Origin of the sequence: Antrihabitans stalactiti, from assembly GCF_012932915.1 — a bacterium.
In the GTDB taxonomy this organism is placed as follows: domain Bacteria; phylum Actinomycetota; class Actinomycetes; order Mycobacteriales; family Mycobacteriaceae; genus Antrihabitans; species Antrihabitans stalactiti.
This window is the reverse complement of record NZ_VCQU01000007.1, coordinates 256,823-270,200: the sequence shown is the minus strand read 5'-3', so window position 1 is coordinate 270,200 and position 13,378 is coordinate 256,823. Positions and strand designations below refer to the sequence as shown.

At 63.3% G+C, this 13,378-nt stretch carries 14 protein-coding genes; 5 read left to right on the top strand and 9 right to left on the bottom strand.

The window, feature by feature from the left end; translation table 11 throughout:
- Positions 1–160 precede the first annotated feature (160 nt).
- Entirely contained in the window at positions 161–424 is a 264-nt protein-coding gene (locus FGL95_RS20840; RefSeq protein ID WP_169590357.1) for a hypothetical protein, read from the top strand.
- Between the two features lie 22 nt (positions 425–446).
- Here the strand turns inward: FGL95_RS20840 and FGL95_RS20835 are convergent, their stop codons facing one another.
- The 8 genes from FGL95_RS20835 to FGL95_RS20795 all read right to left on the bottom strand — a co-directional run bounded on the left by FGL95_RS20835 (position 447) and on the right by FGL95_RS20795 (position 6,949).
- Positions 447–863, bottom strand: a complete 417-nt coding sequence (locus FGL95_RS20835; protein ID WP_169590355.1) for a hypothetical protein — start codon at positions 861–863, stop codon at positions 447–449.
- Positions 864–989: 126 nt separating this feature from the next.
- The gene (locus FGL95_RS32035) at positions 990–2,327 is read right to left on the bottom strand and encodes a lytic transglycosylase domain-containing protein (protein ID WP_206072132.1); all 1,338 of its coding nucleotides are present in this window, start codon (positions 2,325–2,327) and stop codon (positions 990–992) included.
- A 4-nt stretch (positions 2,328–2,331) separates the two neighbouring features.
- Positions 2,332–2,964: an MspA family porin gene (locus FGL95_RS20825; protein WP_169590354.1), complete on the bottom strand. Its 633-nt coding sequence runs from the start codon at positions 2,962–2,964 to the stop codon at positions 2,332–2,334.
- A 41-nt stretch (positions 2,965–3,005) separates the two neighbouring features.
- Positions 3,006–3,917, bottom strand: coding sequence for a hypothetical protein (locus FGL95_RS32030; RefSeq protein WP_206072131.1), 912 nt, complete (start codon positions 3,915–3,917; stop codon positions 3,006–3,008).
- The gene (locus tag FGL95_RS20810; protein WP_169590350.1) at positions 3,914–4,924 is read right to left on the bottom strand and encodes a COG1361 family protein; all 1,011 of its coding nucleotides are present in this window, start codon (positions 4,922–4,924) and stop codon (positions 3,914–3,916) included. Before FGL95_RS20810 ends, FGL95_RS32030 begins: the two co-directional genes overlap by 4 nt.
- A gap of 58 nt (positions 4,925–4,982) precedes the next feature.
- A complete protein-coding gene (locus FGL95_RS20805) occupies positions 4,983–5,504 on the bottom strand; it encodes a hypothetical protein (RefSeq protein WP_169590348.1) in 522 nt (173 codons plus the stop codon).
- A 257-nt stretch (positions 5,505–5,761) separates the two neighbouring features.
- Entirely contained in the window at positions 5,762–6,514 is a 753-nt protein-coding gene (locus FGL95_RS20800) for a hypothetical protein (RefSeq protein WP_169590346.1), read from the bottom strand.
- Between the two features lie 27 nt (positions 6,515–6,541).
- On the bottom strand, positions 6,542–6,949 hold the full coding sequence (locus tag FGL95_RS20795) for a helix-turn-helix domain-containing protein (protein WP_169590344.1): 408 nt from the start codon (positions 6,947–6,949) through the stop codon (positions 6,542–6,544).
- Positions 6,950–7,048: 99 nt separating this feature from the next.
- Here FGL95_RS20795 and FGL95_RS20790 point away from each other — a divergent pair, with 99 nt between their 5' ends.
- From FGL95_RS20790 to FGL95_RS20775, 4 genes are all read left to right on the top strand, one after another.
- Positions 7,049–7,375 (top strand): hypothetical protein, encoded by a 327-nt coding sequence (locus tag FGL95_RS20790; RefSeq protein ID WP_169590342.1) that lies wholly within the window; start codon positions 7,049–7,051, stop codon positions 7,373–7,375.
- A gap of 85 nt (positions 7,376–7,460) precedes the next feature.
- Positions 7,461–9,068, top strand: a complete 1,608-nt coding sequence (locus FGL95_RS20785) for an FAD-dependent monooxygenase (RefSeq protein WP_169590340.1) — start codon at positions 7,461–7,463, stop codon at positions 9,066–9,068.
- 38 nt (positions 9,069–9,106) lie between these two features.
- Positions 9,107–10,408, top strand: a complete 1,302-nt coding sequence (locus FGL95_RS20780; RefSeq protein ID WP_169590338.1) for an alpha/beta hydrolase — start codon at positions 9,107–9,109, stop codon at positions 10,406–10,408.
- 10 nt (positions 10,409–10,418) lie between these two features.
- The gene (locus tag FGL95_RS20775) at positions 10,419–12,983 is read left to right on the top strand and encodes a bifunctional lysylphosphatidylglycerol flippase/synthetase MprF (protein WP_169590336.1); all 2,565 of its coding nucleotides are present in this window, start codon (positions 10,419–10,421) and stop codon (positions 12,981–12,983) included.
- Here FGL95_RS20775 and FGL95_RS20770 read toward each other — a convergent pair.
- The gene (locus FGL95_RS20770; protein WP_169590334.1) at positions 12,980–13,336 is read right to left on the bottom strand and encodes a hypothetical protein; all 357 of its coding nucleotides are present in this window, start codon (positions 13,334–13,336) and stop codon (positions 12,980–12,982) included. The two genes, FGL95_RS20775 and FGL95_RS20770, sit on opposite strands and share 4 nt — an antisense overlap.
- Positions 13,337–13,378: the final 42 nt, after the last annotated feature.

The following is a 13,378-nucleotide window of genomic DNA, read 5'->3' as shown; positions in this document are numbered from 1 at the left end:
TGTGTAAGCCCAGGTCACACGTGCGATTATGACACCATGTCGAGTGCTCGGCCGGGGGACTGATCATGATCGCGACCTGTCCCCAGTGCAAGCGCGAATTCCGCTCGGGTAGTAAGCAATTCGACCATTCGCTGCGCTCGCTGGTGAAGGGCTGCTCGCGTTGTTGATCGGCTGTGCAGGCTGCGGTCTGCTGTTCGCGCCCGGTGGCGTGACAGCGCGCGACGCGGAGCGCTACGAGATGATCCGCGTGATCGGCCGCGGCGGAATGGGCGTCACGTGGCTCGCCCGAGATCGGATCACCGACAGGCAGGTCTGCGTCAAACAGTGCGGCGGTACCGCCGTGGCCCGCCGATTCACTTTGATCGATCTTGACCGCAACGGTCGCGACGTGTCGCACGTGAGCCTTCTTCGCCCGTCCGGCTAGGGCCGGACGGGCAAAGCAGCACTCAGCGGGTCGGAGCCGGGGCAGGCGTCGTCGACGGTGTCGTGCTCGATGACGGCGGACTCGGTGGGTTCGCCGGATTGTCGTTGTCGTTCCCGTTCGGGTTCGCGCGCGGCCCGCCCCGTCGTTCGGCGCCGCGACCCATGTGGTCACCGCGGCGTGCGCCGTCATCGTTGCGCATCGAATGCTCGCCACGACCGTGCTGGTGATGGTGGTGACCATCGTCGCCGGCGAGCAGTCCGCCGCCGAACCCGAGGCCGAAAATGACCAGGCCACCGACGACGAACGTCGCAATCTTCAACGGCAGCGACGAGCGCCATTTGTTGGCAAGCTTGTCGGTGCGGGTGGTCGCGGGTACGGGGTGTTCGGGCTCCGGTCTGTGCGCTTCCCCTGGCTCGGGCGGCAGGTTTTCTTGCGTCATGAGGCGTCCTCGTTGGTGTCGGAAGTGTTGACGAGCGCCAACGTAGATGCAGCACTTGTGCGCACCACTCGTGCAGGCTGCGAATGTGCTGTGAGTCTCTTAGGAGTCCATAGACTCCTAAAAGACTCACGAGCCGGGGATGACCGGGACCGCTGGGGCCGCGGGGACGGCGGGTGCGACAGGTACGACGGGCTTGGGTGCCGGCACGGCGACAGTGGGGACGGGCGCTGTGTACGCGGGCGCTGTGTACGCGGGCGCGGAGTAGGTCGGCGCGGAATACGTGGGGGCAGCGGGAATCGACGGCGCTGTCCATTGCGGCGCGCTGGGCTCGACGACCACCGCCGTGGGTGGTTCCGTCGTCACGACGACCGTGGTCGGCGGGGTGTAGGCCGGCTCGGTATACGTCGGCTCGACCGGGGCGGGTTCAGTGGAAGTCTCGACGACCGGCGGGACCGTGGTGACGACCGGCGGCGGCGGAGTCGCGCGGACCGTGGTCGGGACGATCGGGCGGGGGAGGGTGGTGCGCGGCGCGGTGGTTGTCGTCGTAGTCGTGGTGGTGGTCGGCGAAGTCGTCGGCGCTTCGACTGTCTCCTGTGCCATTCGCGCGTTCTCGGACTTCGCCTCCGCGACTACCGCATCGGCGATGCCGAGATCGCTTGCGGTGTAGCTGAGGTCGCCAGGATCGAGCAGTCCGCCGCCGGCATAGATCGTGGACCAGCGCATGACCGCTTCGGCGTAGTCGAGGGAGTTGTTGTAGCGCAACACTGCTCGCAGTCGCTGCGATATGTCGCGCAGGTCCGCCTCACCCGCGCAGAGATACTTGGCAGAGGCGAGCGCTGCGTCGAATACGTTGTTGGGATCGCTGACGCCGTCGAGGTTTCCGTCGGTGGCCCAGACGTTCCAGGTATCGGGGAGGAATTGCATCGGTCCGATGGCGCTGGCGAAGCCACCGGATTGGGCAGGGATCACTTCGTTGCCTGCCAGGTGACCGTCGAGCGTGGGACCGTGGATCGGCGCCAACGTCGTGCCCGACCGATCCGTGCGACCGCCACTGGCGTGGTCGGATTCGATCTTGCCGATGCCTGCCAACAGATTCCACGTGAGTCCGCAGCCGGGTTGCGTGGCAGCGAGACTGAGTTCTGCGTTCCGGTATGCCGCGAGCGCGACTTCGGGTATGCCGAGAATCGCTGTCGTGGCTGGTAAGGCGGCGACAGGCACCTCGGCGTCGACGGCGCCCGGGGTGGGCACCGCCCGCAGTTGATGGTTCGGACGCGGACTCGACGGGACGAGACCGACGATGGCAGCAGTTTGGATTTCATTGGTGGAGGCGATGATTCCCGCGAATCGGATCTCGAACGCGGTCTTCGGCGACGACCGTGGGTCATCGCCGATTGCCGTGGACGCGGCAAGTGCAGCACTTGCGGCGAGCAGCACCGTCGTTACGAGAGCGAACTTGGGATGCATCCGATCACGCCCGGAAGATCGGTCCGACTGTCGTGACCCGGAACCCGTTGTCGGCTATCACCGTCACCCATGGGCGAATGTTCGTTCTGCCGATTACGCCGGTAAGCGAACCGTGGAATGCCATGACGGCCATCTCGTTGTCGCACCCGGTGATTGCGGTGCGAATCGCTTCTACATCGACCACCCCGGGACCGTTGCCCACGCTCAAGTTGGCGCCCAGTGAGGGGATACCGAGGGTTACCGTCGCGGTGGGCGGTGTGCCGACGCCCATGTTCATACTCACGTTCGGCGAGAGCCATGAGAACGTCAGCTGACCGGTGAACGTCGCCGGATAACCAACTTGGTATCCCATGATGACCGTCCCTTTGAAGTCTTTGGCCTTGTCGCCGGTGATCGCAATCTTGGCGCGGCCGTCGTGGTACCACTCACGGGTGAGGAAGCTGTCGTCCAGCGGTGCGACGAAGTTGATCGCTGTATCGACCAGACTCACGCTGATATCGGTGCCGTCTCTATCGATGACGTGATTGGTCGCGTCGATTCCCGCATTGGCGGATCCACCGCAGGTCATCGTGAGCGCTGCCGCCGCGGCCAAGGCAAAACTCAGCGCACGTGCGACGCCGATGTGTCGTCGTATCATTTCTTGCTCCTTCCGCGACGCCGCTTCTCGACGTCTGTGGTCTATGTCTCCGGTGCCGGAGCTATCGAATGAGTGATGGTGGCGCTGTAGGTGTCTGCAACGAGACCATCTGCCGGCGTGTGTATTTCGACGTTGGCAGTCCAGCTCGTCGAACACCGCTTGCTGGCCGTCGCGGCAGGCGCGGGCGACTCCGACAGCTGGGCCATCCCTGCGCTGCTGCTGCAGTCTGTGGAACTCGCTGTATAGGTAGGTCGCCCAGATGCGACGAGCGCTGTCTTGGTTCCACGAAACTCCGACATCGCAACCGTGACGGTCCAGCCCTTGCTGCCGCTTCTGTCGTCGACGACGGTCACGAGCACGGTGCCTCGAACCACGCCTCGCGGCGTCGAATCCGATGTGACAGTGAAGGGTCCGGTCGTGACCGTCAGAGCGCCGCTCGCCGTCGTCGTGGTGGTGGTCGTCGTCGTCGTCGACGTTTCTGTCGTTGTCGTTGTTGTCGTCGTCGGAATAGTGGTCGGCGTGACGGTCGTGATCGGCACGAGTGTTGTCGTCGTCGGCTCGGTGGTGGTGGTTGTCGGCTCGACGGTGGTAATCGGTTCCGTCGTTGTCGCGGTTGTCGTCGTGGTTGTGAGTTCGGAACTCGAAACGGTTGTGGTGGAGCCGGATTGGTACGTTGTCGGGACGAGGGTCGACGGCACGACGAGTGTCGACGGCGCGACGGTCGTGATCGGCGGTGCGGTGAGCGGTGTGACGAGCGTCGGTACCAGCGGCTGTGCCGTGATCGGCGGGGGGACAGTGGTGTTCGGCGCAGCAGGTACCGGGCACCCGGGCCCGGGGACCGAGCAGGGCAGGGGGTCGGTCCGGCCGGTCGGCGATGCCGCGAGTGCGAAGGCGATGCAGCAGACGATGACGAGCGCACCTCGCGCGCTCGAAATCGCCTGCTGCGTAATCATTTCGCTTGCCGCCTACGAAGGAACAGCGTCACACCGAGTAGGGCCGCAACAACCAGGGCTCCGATTCCGGCGCCAACGAACACGGCGGTCCAGAGCGGACTGGATTCCTGCGGTTCGGTGATCGAGACCGATTCGCCTACGCCCGAATCGGGGAAGGTCAGCGTCGCCGTCGCAGTCTTGTGGAGCAGCCCGCTGTGTAGTGCGACGGTCACCGTCCAGGGCCCGGCTGGCAGCGTCGTGCCTAGGGAGAAGACGACCTGGGCCGTCTTGTCGGGAGCGACGGTCACGGCTGTGGCCCGTTTGGGTCCTAGCGCCAAGCCGCCGGGCCCTTCGGTCAAGGTGACGTCGCCGCCAAGATCGACCGCTCTGCCTCCCGTGTTCGTCACTTCGGCGACCACCTCGTGTATGCCTGCGTCGTTGCGGCGCGGGGTGAGTTTGTCGATTTTGAAGTTTGCCGGCGGTCCGTTGCCGGGTCCGACCGAGAGGTAGACGCGGATGCCGACCCGGTTGACGAGAATCGCTCCGCTGCCGCCAGGGTCGGGTCCCTTGATCTGCGCCCAGACGACGCCGTACTGCTCACCTTCGGGCGCATCTTTTGGAACGGCGATGGTGACTGTCACCGGGTCGGCCTCGCCCGCGTTCATGTCGAGCTTCGTTTTGTCTATCGACATCCAGGTCGTTAGTTCGTTGACCTCCGACACGGCTTCGGTTTCCCAACCGCCCGTCTCGCGGATAGTTGCCGCGCCGGGATACAGATCGACGGATTGGTATGCCCCAGTGTTGTTCTGGATGTCGATCTTGCGAGTGATCGTCGTTCCGGGCGGCAGATTGTCGACGATGTAGGTCTGCGCGCGAGGGTCGTCCTGCAGATCCACGGGTATCTCGAGGAGGCGCACCCCCAGCCCGGTGGGGGCCGGGGGTGTCGACGGGTCCGCGGGCTGTGAGCTCGCGACGGGGCAGGCGATGACCGTCATTACGGTGATCGCCGAAATGATCAACCAACGCATTATTCAGTTCTCCTGCGCCGCTACGGCGGGGGGATAGGGGCCTGGTGTAGATCCGGTGTCAGGAGACCGAGTGGACGAGGTTTGCTGTGTAGCTGCCTGAGGCGAGGAAGAGATTCGCGGGAACTGTCAGGGTGGGGTTCCACTGCGCGTTGTTCGAGCCCAGTGCCGACGTTCCGACGGCGACCGGCGCTGCGCTGTTGCTCATGGAGAGCAACGGTGTGAAGACGACGACGGTCAGGGGGAGTAGGCCGCCGGATGGGATGCTTGCCACCAAGTTGGTGTACGAAACATTCGACGCCGGAACGGTGGACGTGCCGTTGACGAAGTCGCTGAGCGATGCTGTCGCGGTCCAGGTTGCGAGCAATTGGCCTCGCTGGTCGGTGACGATCACATTGCCGGTCTGCCCACTGTATGAGAGTCCATTCAGAGTGAGGCTTGCAGCGGCCGGCGCTGAAATCGACAATGCGCCGGCTTGCACGCCGATAGTGACGATGGTGGTCGCCGCATTGGCGTTGTTTGCGGGGAGAAAGAGCGCTGAGGCGGCGAGAATGGCCGCGCTCGCGACGACGGTTTTACGCATCGTGCACTATCCGATCTTCGGCGTCGTTGCCGTGTTCGGCGGCTGGGTTTGCCGCAGGGGATTGCGAGTGGGGAGGTTTCGTGGGTCACAATTGTGTCTCACAGGAGGGGACGTTAGTCCCTATTAGGGGACTGTACAAGCTTCAATTTGCCCGCGCTAGGAAATCAAACCTGAAGTTGGTTAACGTCCAGCAATTCCACGAGACGGTTTTTCCAGGTCCCCTTTTACTGGAATTCACGTTGGGGGTTTGCCGGTATTTACGAGGTCTCGACGTGGCGCTTCCGGCCGAAGCCGGCTGCAGCAATCGGGCCGACTGCACCTGCGAGAGCGAGGGCGATGCACATCGGGCCGATAAACCACCACAACGCCGACGCGTATTGGATATCGACCTCGAACGGCCAGTTGGGATGACCATCCCCGTTGGGATCCAGGAGGGGATATGCGACAACGAACGTGATGTAGAGCGTTCCGTACGTCGCACCGGCACCGAGTGCAGCCATCGAATACCGGGTGTGATGGTGTGGCGGTAGCCCGCGAAAAGTCAGAATCGACGTGATCAATGCAATGATCGCGTCGATCAAGATCATGCTTGCGTAGACGCCGACTAGTGCTTTTACGGAGAACGCGTTGATCCGGGTCAACTCGTCGACCTGCACGCTGGAGGCGTCGCCGGCGACATACAGCACGGTCATCGCCACTACCGTCGCGCCGGTTGCCACCCGCCGAATCAGGCTGTAGCGCGTGGCGCCGTTCAAATATTCGGTGAACATCACGAAGCGATCGGCGCACACGAGGCCGGCTATCAGCGAAACGAAACAGGACGCGTTCGCCAGACCTGTTGTCTGCGATATCTGCGGGTCGACCCACTCTCGGACGGCTGGCAGGCGAAGGAAGGTCGACACCGACAGCGCCGCCAACGCCTCGGTGAGAACGAGCGGCTTCGCGGCAAGCCGAAAAACAGCTAACCGAAGTGCGACCACTACCGCCAGCGACAGCGGCACCAGCAACATGGGTGGCTACTTCCTTGCAGCGTTGTTTTACATTCCGAAGTCTTGCGCCGCCTGCACGCGCTCAGCGTTCGCCTTCAACCTGTCGACTTCCTTTATCGCCAGTTTTGCAGTGCGCGTGTCTTTTATAGCTTGACCCAATGTATCGACTGCCGACCGAACATTGCCGATATCGACCGGCAACCGTTCGACATTCAAGCGTATGTAGGCACGACGCACGATCTCATGATCATCGACATCCAGTACGTCCGCGATTAGGCCTAGCTGCTCGACATCGATTGCGCACTTTCCACCCTCGATCTTGATGTAGGTGTTCCGGGCAATCCCCGTCGCCGTCCACATCGCTTCCTGCGTGAGACCCTCGGCAATACGCCGTTCCTTGATCTCGTCTGCAAGCGCGAGAGTGCGCTCTCCCCGTATTTTGGCGGTCAGACCCATAGCCGTCGATGCTACCCCTGCCAAAGATCGGAAGGTAGGCTCGCGACGTTCGGGCCTGTCATGTGCCGAATTGCCACCGGGGAGACGAGGGGATCAAATATGAAGTTTCGTACTCTTTTGACTGCAGCGGGTGCAATTGGTTTGGCTTTGATCAGTGCGCCCACAGCGAGCGCGGACAACGTCTGGGGGCCTGATTACGACTGCAGCCAAAACTTCGGCACAGTCTTCAGCGGTGCGCGCAATTGGGTAATCAGTCCGTACGGCAGCGCAAACATGTGGTGCACACCCGGATTTCACGGATCCTGGACTGTGGCTTATCAACTCGACCCAGCAGGCAACCGGCACAACGTGACGGCGCTGTTCTACGTCGGCCCCGGATCGCAGTGGGTCTACACAGGTCTTCCCGGGCTTTATCAAACCAATTAGGCGTGCGCGCGCCATCCCTTGATCAACTCGTCGGCGTGGGCATACTGTTTGCTCGGGTCGGGTTCGTCAAGTAAGGCGGTATCGCATGTCCACGACGGAAGTGCTGATCGCAGGCGCTGGACCGATCGGATTGACCACAGCAATCGAATTAACCCGAAGGGGAATCGATTGTCGGATCATCGATCCGCTGCTCGAACCACCGCAATACGCCAAGGCTGTCGGAATTCAGCCGCGCACAGCGGAAGTGTTCGAGGGAATGGGTGTGCTCAACCAAGTCCTCGACGCGGCGATCCAGATGCGTGGGCAGGTTGTCTTCGTCAATGGCGTTCGAGTCGGCGAGATGGAAATCGCGACGCCCAAAGACGTGCCGTTCGGGTTCATTTCGCTCCCGCAGTACGAGACCGAGCGAATTCTGCGCGATGCGTTGTCATCGCACGGCAAGAACATCGAGCGCGGTGTAGGGCTTGCGAGTTTCACACAGGACGACGACGGTGTCGACGCTGTGCTGTCGGATGGGGAAACAGTTCGGGCGCAATATCTGGTGGGGTGCGACGGCGCGCACAGCATCGTACGAAAGACCCTCGGCCTCACCTTCGAAGGCGGGGCATTCGAGGAGTCGTACATGCTCGGTGACGTCGAGGTCGACGGCGATTGGTCGCAACCACGCGGTTGGGGAATTCGGTCGATGCACCAGACCGACGGCGTCACCGACGACCTGCTGGTATGCATCCCGCTGCCAGGCCGCCGCCGCTACCGGATGTCGATGCTCGTTCCCGACGACCTATTGGCGGCGAGCAAGCCGGCCGCAGACAAGATCGAGCACGGATTCGGCGGCGCGAAGAAGCCGGAGCTGCATCATATCCAGGCTGTTGTGGACAGGCTGTCGCCAGAGCCGATCACAGCGACGAACCTGCGGTGGTCGTCGGTGTTCCGGATCAGTCACCGGATAGCCGGTTCCTACAGTCGCGGAAGAGCTTTCGTCGCCGGTGATGCGGCCCATATTCATCCGCCCACGGGCGCGCAGGGCATGAACACCGGGATCCAGGACGCGCACAATCTCGCCTGGAAACTCGCTCTCGCTGTCACTGGCAACGCCGCCGACGGACTGCTCGCGAGCTACGACGCCGAGCGCCGACCCGTCGGCGAAGAAGTCGTCGGTCGCACGGTTCGCGCGGCGCGTGAAGGTATCGGGGCCGGGGAATCGGACCCGGACTACATCATTCGGCGGGAAGCGCAGCTGTTGATCGACTACAGCGACAGTCCTATCGTCGCGAAAAGCACTGCTGCAGAGGTGTTGCCGCGCGCAGGTAGTCGGGCGCCGGATGCCGTCGGCCTGACACGGGACATGGTCAACGGGCCGTTTCGGCTGTTCCCCATTCTCGGACGGATTCGCCACTCCGTCTTGATCTATGCCGCCGGCGGCCCCGTCGAGGTACTGGAAGGCCTTGCCGCAGCGGCAGTAACGGCGACGCACGGCGAGGCTGACGTCTACCTCGTGGCCGCTGCCAATGCTGACGTGGGTGAGGCCAACCTGCCGGTCATCCGTGATACGGACGGCGACTTCGCCCGAATGTACAGTGCTGCGGACAGATCTGTGTTCGTCATTCGCCCAGACGGCTACTTGGGATTTGCCGAACGGGACGCCACGGCGGAGGGACTCGTGAAGTACCTGAACACCACCTTCCGCGCCTGAGAAGCCCGACCCGCAAGGACGCGGAGAGGATCACTCGTTTGGACGGCCTTGCCGACTTGTCACTGATATCGGGTCCACTGCCGTGGATCGTCACCGCAGTCGGTGTTGTCGGAGGGCTGTGGCTACTGTCCAGCCGCCGTCGCTGGTTCGCCCACCGAGCGGTCCCGCTGTGTACGACCTTCGCGGTCCTTGCAACCGCAGTGCTCTATGTCGTCGTGGAGAAGTGGTGGCGGCCGTTCCCGGACGCGATTGCAATGCCGATCTATGTGTGGATCGGTATAGCGATTTGTGGTGTCGCGCTGGTGATTCCGCGGATGATAGCCGCCGGTGGCTGGCCGGGAAGAATACTGTCGGTCGTCGCCGTCGTCGCCCTTGCCCTCGCCGCAGGCGCGCAGATCAACCTGGAGTTCGCCGAGTTTCCGACGATTCGCTCGGCGCTCGGGCTGCCGGAGAAGGGGAGGACGTCGTTTTCGGAGCTCGCGACGCACGTCTCGAAAACGGTGTCGGGCATCCCGCTCGACACGGAGTGGCACCCGGCGGCAGACATGCCGACGGAAGGCAAGATTGCGACGGTGCCGATTCCCGGCGAGCGGTCGGGATTCGACGCGAGAGACGCGGAAATTTACGCCCCACCCGCATATTTCAGCGATCCGAGGCCACTGCTTCCCGTACTGGTGCTGCTAGCAGGACAGCCGGGTGCGCCCGAGGACTGGTTGCGGGGTGGTCGGCTGGTCGAGACGATGAACCGGTTCGCCGATGCGCATGCGGGGCTGGCACCCTTGGTCGTCGTCGCGGACGGGACCGGCAGTGAACTGGCGAATCCGCTCTGCACGGACTCGCCACTGGGCAACGTCGCGACCTACCTTGCGGTCGACGTGCCCGCGTGGATCAAGGCACATCTGCAGATCGACCCGCAACCGCGGGCGTGGGCTGTGGGCGGACTGTCGTACGGCGGAACCTGCGCGTTGCAGCTTGCGACGAACAATCCGGACATTTATCCCACATTTTTGGACTTTTCCGGCCAGGAAGAGCCCACACTGGGGGACCGGCAGCGAACAGTAGCTGCCGGATTCGGCGGCGACGAGGCGGCTTTCATCAAGGTGAATCCCATGGACCTCATGAGGACCAAGAAGTACCCGACATCCGCCGGTGCGTTCGTTGTCGGCTCGGACGACAAGGACTACCGGCCCGGCCAGATGAAGGTGGCGCAGGCCGCCCGCGACGCCGGTATGGATGTGACGTATCTGGAGTTACCCGGCGGCCACAGCTGGTCTGTGTGGTCGGCGGCGCTGGAGAAGCAGATGGACTGGCTTGCACGACGACTGGGCCTGATCGGATGAGAGGGATCGAATGACAACGGCTGAGGCGCCCGAACGAACCGTCACCGCGTGGAGTTCTGTTTCCCGGGTGGTCCGCCGGGGCGTCGACATCGTGCGCTCCAGCGCAACGCGGGCACCGGTCAGCATCGGAGCACTGGTCCTGCTCTGGGTACTGGCGGTCGTGACCGGTAGCGTCATGCGGCCGTCGGCTCACGTTCTCCACCACTACGCGGTCGGGATCGTTCCACTCGAGCACTGGCGGTTGTGGACGCCCTTCACGTCCGGTCTCTTCGCACCAGGTCTGATCTGGTACCTGTTTGCGACCATCCTGATCCTGATCGTTGCCGCACCCATCGAAAAGCGAATGGGCTCGGTGAAGTTCGCGATCGCAGCCGTCGTGACGCAAGTGCTCGGCGCACTGCTCGGGCTCGTAGTCGCGGTCGTTGCCAAGCTGCTCGACGAGAGCTGGGGTCTGCATCTGCACGACGGCACCTCGGTGGGGCCGACCACCTGGATTGTCGGCGTTGCAATGGTGGCCAGTTCGAACATGCAGACGTTGTGGCGGCGACGAATTCGGGTCGGTCTGTTGGCGCTCCTCATCACGCTCGTACTCTTCAGCGGCCATCTGCACGACACGGTCCGGCTCGGTGCAGCGCTCGCGGGCCTAGTTGTCGGGCGCTGGATCGTCGGCAGGTCTGCCCGGGGCGCCCGCCTCGCCGGGACGCGACGCGAGGGTCGGGTCCTCGTTGCCATCGTCGTCGCGGCAACCGCGTTGGGGCCGGCGTTCGCTGCCCTCACGCCGGACGCGGTCGGACCGTTCGCGGTGTTGCGAGAGTTGTTCCGGGGCACCGCCTACGACTCCGACGAAGTGGCGCAGGTCTGTGCGCAATTCCCTAAAGGCGACGAATGCAGGCAAGGTGAATTGTCGTTGCGCCTCGCCGGTGTCGGCCCGACCATCCTGAGCCTGATGCCGTCGTTGTTCCTCCTGGTTCTCGCGGACGGGTTACGACGGGGCAGGAAGTTTGCATGGACAGCCGCGGTCGTCGCACAGGTGGTGCTGCTCGGACTTGCGTTGCTCAACTACCTGGTCCGGTTCGTCGATCCGCTCGATACGGAGACGATCTTCTACGGTCTGGATTCGTCGACGGCCTACCGAACGGTCGCACCGTTCGTACCGCCGTTGATCGTGCTCGTCGTACTCATCTGGACTCGAGCATATTTCGATGTCCGTGCGCCTGCCGGTACCTACCGGAAGCTGCTCGTCGCGATGATCGGATTGACCGTCGGGCTCGGGGTCGTCTACTTCCTGGGCGGCTTGGCAGTCCGTGGGCAATTCGATCCGGGGGCATCTGCGGGCGGTCTCGTGAAGGCATTTCCCGAGCGATTGGTGCCGCCGGTGTACTTGCAATGGCTCGATCCCGCATTTCTCCCCGATCAGTTCGTCGCGACATTCTTGTACGAATGGACAGGCGTGGTCTTCTGGCTCGCGGCCTGTGTCCTCGTTGCGAGGACATTCCTTGCTCCCGCCTACGGAACTGAAACCGACGCGACAGAGAAGGCACGTGACCTGCTGCGCGCCAGCGGCGGAACCGCGTTGTCGTGGATGACGACCTGGCGTGGCAACAAGTACTGGTTCAATGCGAGCAATACCGGATACGTCGCATACCGGGTCGTCGGCGGCGTGGCACTCACCACCGGTGATCCGGTCGGCCCACGAGAAGAGCTGCGCGACAATGTGATCGGGTTCGCCGAATTCGCGTCGTCGAACGGGTGGACGCCGTGTTACTACTCGGTCGGCGTCGATGTGAAGCGGATCGCCGACGACTTGGGTTGGGGTGGAATACAAGTCGCGGAAGAGACCGTCCTCGAACTGTCCGAGTTGGCGTTCACCGGCAAGAAGTTTCAGGACGTCCGCACCGCGCTGAACCGCGCGAAGAAGTCGGGAATCACAGCGGAGTGGATCAGCTTTCCGACAGCACCTTTGGCCTTGACCGATCAGATCACCGTGATCTCCGAAGAGTGGGTGGCCGACAAGGGGATGCCCGAAATGGGCTTCACCCTGGGCGGTTTGGAGGAGATCGACGATCCCGAGGTCCGGTGTCTCGTGGCGTTGGACGCGGACCGCACGGTCGAGGGCGTGACGTCGTGGCTGCCCGTGTACGAGAACGGTGCCATTGTCGGTTGGACCCTGGATTTCATGCGCAGACGATCGGACGGGGCGTTCCGACCGGCGATGGAGTTTCTGATCGCCTCTGCCGCACTGACACTCAAGGACGAGGGCGCGACATTCGTGAGCCTGTCCGGCGCTCCGCTGGCGAAAGTCGAAACCGGCGAACCGGATTCGGACGAGACGGCCGCGTCGGCAACGTTGGACAAGTTGCTCGACGTACTCGGCAAAGCGTTGGAGCCGGTGTACGGATTCCGGTCGTTGCTGGCCTTCAAGTCGAAGTTCCAGCCGACCTACGTTCCGATGTACATGGTGTTCGCCGACCCCGCGGCGCTCCCGAGTATCGGAAATGCGATCGGCCGCGCGTACCTACCCGAGGTGACGTTCGGCCAGACCGTCAATTTGATGAGAACGATCATCAAGCGCTAGTTCGGCGGGAGCAACCCGGTTTCGTGCGGTGTCTCCGTTGGGAGCAGGCCGGTTTCGTGCGGGGTGGTCGGCAGGAGGCCGGTCTCGTGCGGAGTGGTCGGGAGCAAACCGGTCTCGTGCGTTGTCTCGGGCGGTAACAACCCTGTGGCATGCGTGGTCGGGCGCGGCGGTGTTGGCGGCAACGGTGCAACTGTCGGTGCGGGCGGGGGAGTGGCGGTCGTGCTCGAGGCCGATGGCGTTGTACTGCTCGACGTCGACGACGGGGTCTCTTCGATAACCGTCTCGTTCTTGGTACACGCCGGGAGAAGCAATGCGCTGGCAATCGCGACGCACGCAACAACGGTTTTGGTCATTGATCCCTCACCTGATAGCGCGGTGGGTGGCACCTGAGTGGG

Bases quoted from the DNA above. Each gene is read 5' to 3' on its own strand.
- FGL95_RS20835 (WP_169590355.1), bottom strand. From the start codon at position 863: ATGACGCAAGAAAACCTGCCGCCCGAGCCAGGGGAAGCGCACAGACCG.
- FGL95_RS32035 (WP_206072132.1), bottom strand. From the start codon at position 2,327: ATGCATCCCAAGTTCGCTCTCGTAACGACGGTGCTGCTCGCCGCAAGT.
- FGL95_RS20825 (WP_169590354.1), bottom strand. From the start codon at position 2,964: ATGATACGACGACACATCGGCGTCGCACGTGCGCTGAGTTTTGCCTTG.
- FGL95_RS32030 (WP_206072131.1), bottom strand. From the start codon at position 3,917: ATGATTACGCAGCAGGCGATTTCGAGCGCGCGAGGTGCGCTCGTCATC.
- FGL95_RS20810 (WP_169590350.1), bottom strand. From the start codon at position 4,924: ATGCGTTGGTTGATCATTTCGGCGATCACCGTAATGACGGTCATCGCC.
- FGL95_RS20805 (WP_169590348.1), bottom strand. From the start codon at position 5,504: ATGCGTAAAACCGTCGTCGCGAGCGCGGCCATTCTCGCCGCCTCAGCG.
- FGL95_RS20800 (WP_169590346.1), bottom strand. From the start codon at position 6,514: ATGTTGCTGGTGCCGCTGTCGCTGGCGGTAGTGGTCGCACTTCGGTTA.
- FGL95_RS20795 (WP_169590344.1), bottom strand. From the start codon at position 6,949: ATGGGTCTGACCGCCAAAATACGGGGAGAGCGCACTCTCGCGCTTGCA.
- FGL95_RS20790 (WP_169590342.1), top strand. From the start codon at position 7,049: ATGAAGTTTCGTACTCTTTTGACTGCAGCGGGTGCAATTGGTTTGGCT.
- FGL95_RS20785 (WP_169590340.1), top strand. From the start codon at position 7,461: ATGTCCACGACGGAAGTGCTGATCGCAGGCGCTGGACCGATCGGATTG.
- FGL95_RS20775 (WP_169590336.1), top strand. From the start codon at position 10,419: ATGACAACGGCTGAGGCGCCCGAACGAACCGTCACCGCGTGGAGTTCT.
- FGL95_RS20770 (WP_169590334.1), bottom strand. From the start codon at position 13,336: ATGACCAAAACCGTTGTTGCGTGCGTCGCGATTGCCAGCGCATTGCTT.